We start from the raw sequence: 11,331 nt of genomic DNA, 5'->3' as shown, positions 1-11,331 counted from the left end.
AAAAAGACCCCGTTTTTGTGGAGTCTTTTTCGGTCTGCTTAGCAAAGAGGATCAGGGTTTCGAGGCCGCATGCAGTTCATCGTAGATATAGTGCCGGTAGCTGTTAAATAGCGTTGTGTCCGGGCAATCATTCAGTCTGCCCTGGCACAAATGGCGCATATCGATATTGGCCTGATAGAACGGCGACACTTTGAGCTGGGCCTGTTCGAGCAGCATCCCGCCAAGGAAGGCGATATCGGTGATGGCGCCCAGGTCCGCCACTGGCGGGGCATTATAATTGTCCCGCAGGCTGAATTGCGAAATATGGGCAGGGTCTGTCAGCTCCGTCGTGTAGCCGTTAGCCCAGTCTATGGCTGGCTGGTGGTCGCCAAAGTACATAAACATCGTAGGCCGTGGGCGTTGGTCAACAAACTGGAAGAAGTCAGCCAGCGCGGTTTCTGAGTTTTTAATCTTCTCTACATAATGGCTAAACTTCCCGGCAGCATCCTTGTTCTGCATGGCGGAAGTGAGCTGGTAATCATCGCTATGCCCTGCGTCATAGGGGCCGTGTTCAAACATTGTTAAGGCATAAACAAACACAGGCTTATCGGTGTGGCTGGCAAGCAGCTTTTTCACATAGCTCAGGACATCTGCAGTGGGAATGTGCCACAGGTTGTCTGCCAAATCACCCGGGTAGCCCAACTCCTGCGGCTGGATAATTTTATCCACGCCCATCATGGTGTAGGCGTGACCGGCGTTATAGGCCGACTTGTTGAAAGGCGTCAGAACCACGGTGTAATAACCGTTGTCTTGCATCTGTTTAAACAGGCTGTCGTTGACGTGATCGACGGCTGAATAAAAGACCGAGTTTTTCATCGCCCCAAAATCATCGCTGCGCATTCCGGTTAAGGCTGCGAATTCAGACAGCCAGGTGCCGCCCCCGAAGGTTTGCACGCGCATCAGCGTGTGGGCTTTCACCTTGCTGTCCTGCTCAAACATAGAAAAGTGCGGCAGCAATTTAGGATCAGGCACTTTATACAGGCGCGGATCCACCGTTGATTCCTGCAGCAGCAGAACGATATCAGGCTTCACGCTGGCTGAGGCGGTGGTCTTGTTATTCAGCGCCGCCGCTCGGGAAATAAATTCCTGAGACGTTGCCTGAGGGAAAGTTGGCGCGTCATAGCTGGCCTGAATGCCGGACAGCGCCAGATTCGACAGCACGCCGGTGCCGCCAGGCAACGTAGTGGCCCAGTCGTGCTGATTCTTCAGTACGCTGTGGCTCAGCGTCGACACCGAACCCAACATCAGCCCGAGGGCAATCAGCGGGGCGAGCATCCCTTTCCGGCGTGGTACGGCGCGCCAGCTGATGATAATCGTCAGGATAAACAGCGCTATCATCGCCGCAACGGCGATACCGGCGGAAGGATAATGCAGCAGCGTGCCCGCATTGGCCGGATCGGCCATCAGGTAAAAATCGCTAAACAGCAGCTGGTCCTTGTAATAGTGGACCTTAAGCTGGTTACAAAATTGCAGCAGGATCACCAGCAGGCTGCTGGTCCCGAGGGCAAAAATGACTCTGGCGGAGAGTAAATAAAGCAGTCCGCAGGCGAAAATAAAAGTACTGGCAGCGATAACAAGAGGATAGATATCACGCGGTGTGTTACCGGCAATAATGATCAGAGCTGCAATAAGGAGCAATGTGACATAAAGGTATGTCCAGAGCGATTTTAGGCTGGTTTTTTTTACCATGATGCTCGTTTTCTCTTTGGGACTGTTCTGGATAGCAAATGCTGTCTTAGGAGAGGCATCCCTCTGCTGGCCTGGAGAGTGAAAAGAGGATGAGGCGATGAGAAGGGGGATTTATCCTGGCCGGGATAATACAGCTTGTGGCAAAAAAGTCTCCCTAAAGAGGGTTATTTCATTGCTGCGGTTGTGCTTTTGTTTGAAGAGAGCAAACGAGGTGGTGATCAACTGCGTTAAGGCCGCCCTATTCAGGCGACCTTAATATGGGGGTTACGAGGGCTATCAGGCGTGGGCGTGCTTATGATTGAGCACGGCACGAACGGGCTGGCGAATGGTGGTGGAAATTGCCAGCGACAGAATCAGCAGTGCAAAGATAACGCAGAAGGTCACGTAGAAGCCGCCGAACAGCGAAGCGATGATGGAGCCGCAGATGCTGCCGATACCGAAGCCCAGGTAAATCACGCCGTAGTTTTTGGTCAGGTTGTTCAGGCCAAAGAATTCGCTGACCAGCGAAGGGTAAACGGTGATGGTGCCGCCAAAGTTAAAGGCAACGCAGGCGATGGCCGCAAAGAAGGTGGCTTCGTTCAGCGGGGCAAACAGCAGGGCCGCCATACCGACCAGAGAAATCACCTGACCAATAGTGATCACGCGAATGCGGGCAATTTTATCGGACAGAATACCGAGCACCAGGCGGCCGCTCAGGTTAGCAATGGAGATAACGGTGACCGCGTTGGCGGCGGACATGGCATCCAGGTGAACCATGCCCTGAGCGATATCTTTTGCGACGCCGATAACGTACAGGCCGCTCATGCAGGCGGTGAGGAACATCAGAGCCAGCATCCAGTATTGTGGCTGGCGCATAGATTCAGCGAGGGTGAAATCGGTTTTCGCCGCGCCGTTTGCGGATTTAGTTTCCTGCAGCGGGGCATCTTTCATCATGGTGGCGCCGAACAGCACCATCACCATCGCCAGGCCACCCCAAAGCATAAAGGTGTTTTCCAGGCCGTAGGCTGCCAGCAGGTGGGTATCAATGTATTTAAAACCGAGGCTGCCGAGGCCATAGGCGCCGATAGAGAAGGCAGAAATCAGGCCTTTACGCTCCGGGAACCACTTCACGCAGTTCGACAGCGTCAGCAGGTAGCCTGCGCCATCTGCCAGGCCAACCAGCACGCCGGCCGTGAGCCACAGCATCATCAGGTTGTTGGCATGGGCCGTGAAGAACAGCCCGGCCCCGAGCAACACGCCCGCCGCCATGGTGACTTTACGCACGCCAAAGCGATCCTGCAGTTTGCCCGCCACGGAAGAAGAGATGGCGAGGCCAAGGCTCAGCAGGCCGAAGGAGAAGGCGACCTGGCTGATTGGCGCGTCCAGTTTCTGGGACAGCGCGCTGTTGAACAGGCTCCAGGTATAAACGGATCCCAGTGCGAACTGAGTAATGATGGTTCCGATAAGGGTTAACCAGCGAGTACGGTTGTAGGTGGCAGTGTTCATGGCAGATGTCCTGCGAATCTAAGGGAAGTTATCTGCCGCCTACGATAGCGAAGCGCCGTTTATTCCAGGAAAAAACGGCATGAAATGCATGAAGAACGGAATGAAGTGCCTCTGAGACGGTATGAACGGCCTTCCCGTTGCACTTTATGTTTTGTTTGTTAGTGCTTGCTATCGTTGTGATGTGCGTATTTGCTGTATATCAAATGTTAAATCATAAATGAGACATAGTTAACACTTTGCAAAATTACCGGTGTTAAGTGCCCTTTCTTTGATCTCATTCAGGGTTGCGAAATATCCCGGATTCACTATTGTCAGAAAGTAAAATTTACCCGCACTCGGCAGGTTACAGGGAGAGCAAAATGGAACGTTGTGGCTGGGTCACTCAGGATCCGCTGTATCTGGAGTATCACGACAAAGAGTGGGGCGTGCCGGTTACCGACGGGCAGAAGCTCTTTGAGATGATTTGTCTGGAAGGCCAGCAGGCCGGGCTGTCGTGGATTACCGTGTTGAAAAAACGCGAAAATTACCGCCAGCGTTTCCGGTATTTTGACCCCTATGCCGTGGCGCTAATTCAGCCGGAAGAGGTGGATGCCCTGATGCAGGATGCCGGGATTATTCGCCACCGGGGGAAAATCGAGGCGATTATCACCAACGCCAAAGCTTTCCTCGCGATGGAAGCTAACGGCGAGAGCTTCCCGGACTTTGTCTGGGGATTTGTCGACCATAAACCTCAGGTGTCACATCCCGCCTTGCTCAGCGAAGTCCCTGCGTTTACGCCGACGTCAGATGCGCTGTCTAAGGCGCTAAAAAAGCGCGGGTTTAAGTTTGTGGGGTCGACAATCTGCTATTCGTTTATGCAAGCCTGCGGCCTGGTTAATGACCATGTGACGGGCTGCTTCTGCCACCCTGATTTTCGCCAATGATCCAACTGTTCAGCATTGAGCAAATGGATGCGCTCATGGCGCTCTGGCTGGAAAGTACTATCGACGGCCATCCGTTTATCCCGGAAAGCTACTGGTACGAAAGCCTTAACCTGGTGCGCAATGTCTATATCCCTCAGTCAAAAACGTGGGTTTATCTGCACCAGCAGCAGATGGTGGGGTTTGTCAGCGTGATGGACCGGCAGTTTATCGGCGCGCTGTTCGTGGCGCCTTCTTTTGCCGGGCAGGGCGTCGGCGGTGAATTGCTGGAAAAGGTGAAGGCGGAATACCCGGCCCTAAGCCTCGAGGTGTATCAAAAAAATCGCCGGGCGGTGCATTTCTACCACCGCCACGGCTTTCATATTGAAGAAAGCGCGTGGCAGGAAGAAACGCAGCACCCGACGTGGATTATGAACTGGCAGGCGGATCAAACGCCGTCACGGCAGGTGCCGGGCCGGTAAATTTCTCCGCCCAGACGAGGGAGTTATTTGCCGCGCAGCCGTTGGCCAGCCGCGAAGACGGGATATCCATGGTGAGTACGTTAACCGCCCCGTTTTTACACAGTTTATCTTCATCCAGATCGGGCCATGCACCCTGGTGGATACACACCACGCCGGGCCTGATGCCATCGGTTACCTGAGCGCCAACCAACACCTGTCCACGAGCGTTCCATACCCGCACTAAATCTCCGTGAGCGATGCCGCGCGCTTTGGCGTCAATCGGATGCAGCGTTATAGGCTCTCGCCCGGCAATGGCGTACTGGTCGCGCAGTCCGGCATAGTTCAGCTGACTATGCAGGCGGTGAGCCGGATGGGATGAAAGCAGCTGTAGCTGGCCGGAGGCGGCATTACCCTGCCATTCGTCAGGTGCCAGCCAGCTTGGGTGTGGCGGGCAGTCGGCATAACCAAAGCTGGCGATGCGCTCAGAGTAGATCTCAATTTTACCGCTCGGCGTTTTGAGTGGGTTTGCCTCAGGATCGTCCCGAAAAGCGGCAAAGCGAATAAATTCGGCGTTTTTCGCATTTTCTGGCATTTCTATCAGCTGGTTAGCTGCCCAGAACTCACTGAAATCCGGGAGCTCTATCTGCTGCGTAGCGCCACGCTGACGAGCGATTTCATAGAAAGACTCCAGCCATTCAAGCTCACTTTTCCCTTCGCTGAACCGTGCTTCACCGCCTGCTTCCCAGCGTTCGCTTAGCTCTGCAAAAATATCAAAGTCGTTTCTCGCTTCTCCCTGCGGGGCGACGACCTGTTTCATGGGGACCAGATGCTGATTGCTGTAATCACCGGTCATCGTCATGTCGTTCCGCTCGAACGAAGTGGTCACCGGCAGAACGATATCGGCGTGTTTTGCCGCAGCAGTCCAGAAGCATTCGGAGATAACGATCAACTCAGGTTTTTGCCAGGCTGCGGCAAGGCGGTTGGTGTCCTGATGATGGGTGAAGTTACTGCCGCCGGCCCACCACAGCATACGAATGTTCGGGAAGGTGTGCCGTTGTCCGTTGTGCTGGTAATCCATGCCGGGGTTTTCCAGCGCTTCGACGATGCGCGCCACGGGGATTTTCTCCACGGCATCGGTGCCGCCCTTAAGCGATCCCTGCAGGGAACCGAGAACCGCCGCGCTACGGGTCGGGTTGCCGCCGTTGGCGAAGTGGTAGGAAAGGCCAAAGCCGCCGCCTGGGGTGCCAATCTGGCCGAGCATGGCCGCCAGCGTGACCAGCATCCAGTGTTTCTGTTCGCCGTATTGCTGACGCTGCATGCCCCAGCCCGCCATCAGCATAGTGCGCTTGTGGCTGAAAAGATCCGCCAGTTTTTCGATGGTAACCGCAGGAATGCCGCAGATCTCAGCCGCCCAGGCCGCACTTTTGGGCGTCCCGTCGGTTTTGCCGAGCAGGTAAGCTTCAAATTTGTCATAGCCATAGGTACAGCGAGCGAGGAAAGCGGTATCGTGCCTGCCGCGAATGACCAGCGTATGGGCAATGCCAAGCATCAGCGCTACGTCGGTCCCCATATGCGGCGCGATCCATTCGGCACGTTCCCCGAAGAAATCCACCGTTTCAGAGCGCATCGGGTCGATGGCGACGATCGTTTTGCCGCTGTTTTTTAGCTGTTCGAAGAACTTCACGCCCTGTTCGTCGCTGGCATTCCAGGCAATTTTCAGCGTGTTGAGCGGGTTTGCGCTCCATAGCACCACGACTTCGCTGTTCTCAAGCAGGAGCGGCCAGCTGGTCTGCTGCTGGTATACCTCGTTGGAACCCACTACGTAGGGCATGATCACCTGTGCAGCACCGGTGGAGTAGTCGCCGGAATGCCCGGTATAGCCGCCCGCAAGGCTCATGTAGCGCTGAAGCAGCGTGGAGGCTTTGTGCAGCACGCCGTTGGAGCGCCAGCCGTAGGAGCCCGCGAAGATGGCCGCCGGGCCGTAACTTTCGCGAATGCGCTTGTGCTGCCTGTGAATCAGCGCGAGGGCGTCATCCCAGCTAATTCGGACATAGTCATCTTTACCGCGAATACCCTGCGGCTTATCCGGGGAGGCCAGAAACCCTTTCCGGGCCATAGGAAACGCCACGCGGGCTTTACTGTGAACCTGGTCGGGTACGGCGCTTTGTAGCGAGTTCTGATGACCGGTTTCAAGCGCGCCGCGAGAGCGGTAAACCCTTTCTCCGTCGGTTTCGACCAGCATGGGGCCCCAGTGTGCGGCGGTGAGGATCTGTTTACGTACAGGCGATGTATTGGCCAATTTGGGCTCCGCGATGGCAGGCGGTGGGCTTTATGCCCACACATTTATGACAACGATTCAGAATACTTACCGGAATTTTCTACACGATTTGCCGTCATAATCAATCGCCGGGCCCATATCCGGCAAAGGATGAATAAGGATAGAAGGAAATAAGATGAAAAAACGCGTCATGATTATCGCCGCCGTCGTGTGTGGCACCTTAGCGGTTTCCGGCTGCACCACTAATCCATACACCGGGGAAAGCCAGGCCGGGAAATCAGGCATAGGCGCCGGGATTGGCTCGCTGGTTGGGGCGGGCGTAGGGGCTCTTTCTTCATCGAAGAAAGTTCGCGGCAAGGGCGCGCTGATTGGCGCTGCTGCCGGTGCGGCGCTCGGTGGCGGGGTGGGTTATTACATGGATGTGCAGGAAGCTAAGCTGCGCGACAAAATGCGTGGAACCGGCGTGAGCGTAACCCGCAGCGGCGACAATATCGTGCTGAATATGCCGAACAATGTCACCTTTGACAGCAGCAGTGCCATGCTGAAACCGGCGGGTGCCAATACCCTGACTGGTGTGGCGATGGTGCTGAAGGAGTACCCTAAAACGGCGGTTAACGTGGTCGGCTATACCGACAGCACCGGCAGCAAAGAGCTAAATATGCGCCTGTCACAACAGCGCGCGGATGGCGTAGGAAGTGCACTGATTACTCAGGGCGTTGACGCCAGCCGTATTCGCACCACCGGCGCAGGCCCGGCGAACCCCATCGCCAGCAACAGTACCGCAGACGGTAAAGCACAGAATCGCCGCGTAGAAATTACCCTGAGTCCTTTGGGGTAAACTCGCTCATAGCGGGTCATATTTTTCGATAGCTGCAAAAAAACCGGCGCCTGGAGCGCCGGTTTTTGGTCATCTAAAGGCAAACTTTATTGTGGATAAGGTACCCAGTCGCCGCCGCTCAGGCGGACATAAGGCTTATCCTGGTACTTCAGCACTACCGCCGTCGCATTTTCGGAAACCGGTGCGGTTTGCGGTAAACCACTGGTGAGTGCGCTCCAGTCCACCTGGTCGGCGACAAAGTTTTTGCCGTCCACCGAGCGGGAAACCAGTTCTGAAATAGCCAGATAGCTGCTTGGCTGGTTAATTTCAATGGCGTCGCCGCTGTGCGGTGCTTTCATACCGATGAACTTCACGCCAGCCGGTACGTGGGTGATGTCAGGACTTGGGATGTCACGCAGCCCGGAAACCTGCATTTTATCGCCTTTCAACGCCGCGCCGTGCTCCGGCACAATTACCACCATGACTTTGCGGTTCGACTTCTCAAGCTCGGTCAGGAAAGAATCCAGCTCATCGAACAGCTTCTGTGCCCGCGCCTTATAGTCGGCGGTTTTGCTGTTGCCCGGATAATGGTTACCGTCGTGCAGCGGTACCAGGTTATAGAAGGTGGCCGTACGTGGATTCGCGCCGTCATTTTGCTCACCCTGCAGCCAGCGATGCAGCACGGCGGTATCGTCGTAGATTGGTGAGTTATCAAATGCCAGCAGATCGCTCGGGAGCCCGCTTTGATCCATCAGCGGAACCTGAACGCCGCCGTATTCACGCACTTCTTTCAGGAAGTTACCGAATACGCCGTTGTGGTCCATCATCAGCTGCTGCTTGAAGCCGAGACGGGCCAAATCATCAAACAGATAGCATTGATTACCCGCAGGCTCATAAAGCCCTTTGTGAGATGACTGTCCGCAGCTCGCGCGAAGCAGGCGGATAGCCGCCGGGCCGCTGTAGGAGGTCGCCGAGTTGAAATTTTTGAACAGAATATCAAAGTGTTTCCACAGCGGGTGCGAGCTGAGGCCAACCGCCTCGATGTCGGACCATGAGAGGGAACAAATATTGATAATCAGCAGTTCAAATGGCTGCGCGTCGGCCGGTAGCGCGTCCGGGAACTTGGTCTGACGTTTGGCTTCGCTGGCGTAAAAACTGTTTAGCCAGGCGGTAATATTGTCGCTTGTTGGCGGGGCCGTTTGTGCCGGGATATCGCCAGGAACTGGCGCCAGCGTCGTGCCGGAAGCCGTTGCTCCACCCGTACTGCCAGTGCTGACGGAGGCCGTTGTTTGTGATGTGGATGGCAGTAAAGAAATAGCCGGGCCGGCCACCGTTAACACGTTGAGCCAGACCAGGATAGCCACGACAAATACCGTGACGCGAAGCCACTGGGAAACAAAAAGCCAGGCGACAAGCAGGACAAACGCCGCGCCGATCATTTGCCAGTTAATAAAGCGGGTGACCAGGTCGAGAAGGTAGTCTGCGCTGAAGCCGACGACCTGCGAGCCCTGGCTCATCATGCTGTCGAAGCCGGGTAGCCAGGTATCGTGCCAGAACAGGCCTATCCCCACGGGGAGGGCAATCCAGTTACGCAGTTTGTGCAGCTTTAGCGGCGGCAGCGGGAACAGCAAAAAAGCAACAAAGACCAGGTTCGCCAGCGGATGAAAATTCAGATAGCCGGTCCACAGCAGCCCGAACTTCAACAGGAAGTAGTAGTTCCAGCCCCCCAGACCACGCCAATACTGCAGAAAATGAGACGGCGACTTTGCCGTTTGAGAGTGATTAGTCATGTTGATGGTCTGCCCTGGCGGAAGGTCGGCGCAGCGTTCCGGCCGATTTCACATAGCGTGGTTTTAAAAACATCAGCCGTACCGAGGCGGTAAGGCGGGGAAGCCAGCGATGAGCGGTATAGCCCAGCGGAATAAAAACAATTGCGCAAAGCACGACGAGCTGAATGATGTCGGTGAGGTTCATCATTGTGTCTGCTCCCTCGGAGTATCATCAAGCAGCGTGACAGGCGTTGGCTGTCGGCGCCAGCTATGTCCTTCGCGGCTCACATGGCGAACGCTGTTCAGGTCGAGCGTGGCGGCCAGCGGTTTCACCCATTTTTCTGGGCTCAGAGCCTGCATTTGAAGTATTTCGGCGGCGATTTGACTATCTTCAAACCACACCATGCGGTTGGTGAAAATATCGTTTACCGGCAGCGGGAAAATGTGGTTCAGGGCGGTATCGAGATCGTTAATGCGGCAGAACGAGAGGAATAGCATCAGCCGGTTTTCTCCGATAGTCACGATATCACCCATGCGGTTCGGTCGGCACAGCGTAAGTGCTTGCTCAACGCGCAGCCCCGGTACAGGCCGCAGCGCGACCATCACGCCTTTACCGTCTTCCGGCAGTAGGGTGTTGTTCATTAGCGCACCGATACCGTTGCAGAATACTTCCCACTTCTGGTAACCGCGCAGCTTCAGCGGCTGCATCTGGTCGATCAGCACGGTAATGTCTTCCGGGACGTGGCGGGTAAACTTCACGCCCTGCACGCTTTCTATCATCGTCAGGCAGCGCGAGAGCGGGGCATTCCACGGAATAATGAGCGTTGCACCGCAGCCCAGCAAAAGTCGTTCATCGGTGGCTCGCAGGCTGGCCTGGTTTTCTCGTACGATCAGTTTCAGTGCGCTGCCGCGCTGGCGGCGAAGCGAATGAATCTGGCGAGCGATACTGTTGATTTGGCTGTTTTGCGTTAGTGAAAAAATGATCGTGGCGGCCTGCGCGGTTCGCGCGGCTTCAAACAGTTGTTCATTGTTTTCGAAGAGCTGCCAGTTTTCCGACAAGGCTGGGGCACCTTCCAGAACGGCTATGTGGCTGAGGACACGCTTTTCATCGCTGCGCGGCTGTGGCGCGCTTTCGGAATTTTCTACAATTTGCCATGTTCCGTTTTGCCAGTGAACATTGAGTTGCTGATCGGCCGTGACGCCTTTCTCGTTACACCAAAAGGCGATGTCATAACGGTGAATATCGCTTTGCGCCCGCAGACTGGCAAGCCCGGACAGGCTGCGATGCTCGCTGACTAATAATGAGAATTGTTTGTCATTATTATTTCCGACGTTAACAAAAAGCAGGCTGCACTTATTGCGTTCGGTCCATTTGCCCATTGCGGCCAGCCAGTGACGTAAATCCGCCGGGGGGATATTCTCCCAGACGTTATCTGCGCTTAAGAGTATAAAAAAGTAGTGTTCCGGATTAATGCTGCACATCAAATCGCGGCGTAGCGCATTGAGCCCATTGATGGACGAATGCATGGTAAAAAGACGTATTTTTTCCGGCCCTTCAGCCGAATCGAGCGTTATCGCTTGTTTGAGCTTTGCCGACATTGAAATGACGGCAACTTTTGCCTCCGGTTGTTGGGCGGCAACTGTTTGATTGACAAGATTTATTGCATCATCCTGACTTTCTACGTTTAGCCACCAGACGCCACCTGCGGGCATATGGTTCAATTCGTTCCACAACGAACGGATGCCAAGCGAAAATATGGGTTCCATGGCGTCCCCTGGAGATAAATTAGTATGTATGTCAGTTTACTAGCGTAAGCTCAGAAAGAAACCTACCATTGAAAATAAACAGCATCAGTTTTAGCATTGTAAAACATTTTTCGTTTTCCGGACATTT

At 54.9% G+C, this 11,331-nt stretch carries 9 protein-coding genes; 3 read left to right on the top strand and 6 right to left on the bottom strand.

What is annotated here, in order from left to right:
- Positions 1-51 precede the first annotated feature (51 nt).
- Together B9Y90_RS15045 and B9Y90_RS15040 are read right to left on the bottom strand one after the other, a co-directional pair.
- Complete coding sequence (locus B9Y90_RS15045) at positions 52-1,728, bottom strand: LTA synthase family protein (protein ID WP_085541703.1); 1,677 nt, start codon at positions 1,726-1,728, stop codon at positions 52-54.
- A 276-nt stretch (positions 1,729-2,004) separates the two neighbouring features.
- Entirely contained in the window at positions 2,005-3,213 is a 1,209-nt protein-coding gene (locus B9Y90_RS15040) for an L-lactate MFS transporter (protein WP_085541702.1), read from the bottom strand.
- 359 nt (positions 3,214-3,572) lie between these two features.
- On the opposite strand from B9Y90_RS15040, the gene tag reads away from it, so the two are divergent.
- Together tag and B9Y90_RS15030 are read left to right on the top strand one after the other, a co-directional pair.
- A complete protein-coding gene (gene tag, locus B9Y90_RS15035) occupies positions 3,573-4,136 on the top strand; it encodes a DNA-3-methyladenine glycosylase I (protein ID WP_085541701.1) in 564 nt (187 codons plus the stop codon).
- Complete coding sequence (locus tag B9Y90_RS15030) at positions 4,133-4,594, top strand: N-acetyltransferase (protein ID WP_085541700.1); 462 nt, start codon at positions 4,133-4,135, stop codon at positions 4,592-4,594. The genes tag and B9Y90_RS15030 overlap by 4 nt, the downstream gene beginning before the upstream one ends.
- On the opposite strand, the gene B9Y90_RS15025 is transcribed toward B9Y90_RS15030, so the two are convergent.
- Positions 4,542-6,872, bottom strand: a complete 2,331-nt coding sequence (locus B9Y90_RS15025; RefSeq protein WP_085541699.1) for a molybdopterin guanine dinucleotide-containing S/N-oxide reductase — start codon at positions 6,870-6,872, stop codon at positions 4,542-4,544. The genes B9Y90_RS15030 and B9Y90_RS15025 overlap by 53 nt on opposite strands.
- 154 nt (positions 6,873-7,026) lie before the next feature.
- On the opposite strand from B9Y90_RS15025, the gene B9Y90_RS15020 reads away from it, so the two are divergent.
- On the top strand, positions 7,027-7,689 hold the full coding sequence (locus B9Y90_RS15020; RefSeq protein WP_085541698.1) for an OmpA family lipoprotein: 663 nt from the start codon (positions 7,027-7,029) through the stop codon (positions 7,687-7,689).
- A gap of 86 nt (positions 7,690-7,775) precedes the next feature.
- Here B9Y90_RS15020 and bcsG read toward each other — a convergent pair whose 3' ends face one another.
- The 3 genes from bcsG to bcsE are packed head-to-tail and all read right to left on the bottom strand — an operon-like array spanning position 7,776 to position 11,204.
- Entirely contained in the window at positions 7,776-9,458 is a 1,683-nt protein-coding gene (gene bcsG, locus B9Y90_RS15015) for a cellulose biosynthesis protein BcsG (RefSeq protein ID WP_039288965.1), read from the bottom strand.
- A complete protein-coding gene (bcsF, locus tag B9Y90_RS15010) occupies positions 9,451-9,645 on the bottom strand; it encodes a cellulose biosynthesis protein BcsF (protein ID WP_039288963.1) in 195 nt (64 codons plus the stop codon). The genes bcsG and bcsF overlap by 8 nt, the downstream gene beginning before the upstream one ends.
- Positions 9,642-11,204, bottom strand: a complete 1,563-nt coding sequence (bcsE, locus tag B9Y90_RS15005; RefSeq protein WP_085541697.1) for a cellulose biosynthesis protein BcsE — start codon at positions 11,202-11,204, stop codon at positions 9,642-9,644. The genes bcsF and bcsE overlap by 4 nt, the downstream gene beginning before the upstream one ends.
- Between the last annotated feature and the right edge of the window lie 127 nt (positions 11,205-11,331).

The organism is Cedecea sp. NFIX57, from assembly GCF_900177785.1.
In the GTDB taxonomy this organism is placed as follows: domain Bacteria; phylum Pseudomonadota; class Gammaproteobacteria; order Enterobacterales; family Enterobacteriaceae; genus Cedecea; species Cedecea neteri_C.
This window is presented reverse-complemented; position numbering and strand designations above follow the sequence as displayed.

Coding starts and splice junctions, on each gene's coding strand:
- bcsF (WP_039288963.1), bottom strand. CDS start 9,645: ATGATGAACCTCACCGACATCATTCAGCTCGTCGTGCTTTGCGCAATT.
- B9Y90_RS15020 (WP_085541698.1), top strand. CDS start 7,027: ATGAAAAAACGCGTCATGATTATCGCCGCCGTCGTGTGTGGCACCTTA.
- bcsG (WP_039288965.1), bottom strand. CDS start 9,458: ATGACTAATCACTCTCAAACGGCAAAGTCGCCGTCTCATTTTCTGCAG.
- tag (WP_085541701.1), top strand. CDS start 3,573: ATGGAACGTTGTGGCTGGGTCACTCAGGATCCGCTGTATCTGGAGTAT.
- B9Y90_RS15045 (WP_085541703.1), bottom strand. CDS start 1,728: ATGGTAAAAAAAACCAGCCTAAAATCGCTCTGGACATACCTTTATGTC.
- B9Y90_RS15040 (WP_085541702.1), bottom strand. CDS start 3,213: ATGAACACTGCCACCTACAACCGTACTCGCTGGTTAACCCTTATCGGA.
- bcsE (WP_085541697.1), bottom strand. CDS start 11,204: ATGGAACCCATATTTTCGCTTGGCATCCGTTCGTTGTGGAACGAATTG.
- B9Y90_RS15030 (WP_085541700.1), top strand. CDS start 4,133: ATGATCCAACTGTTCAGCATTGAGCAAATGGATGCGCTCATGGCGCTC.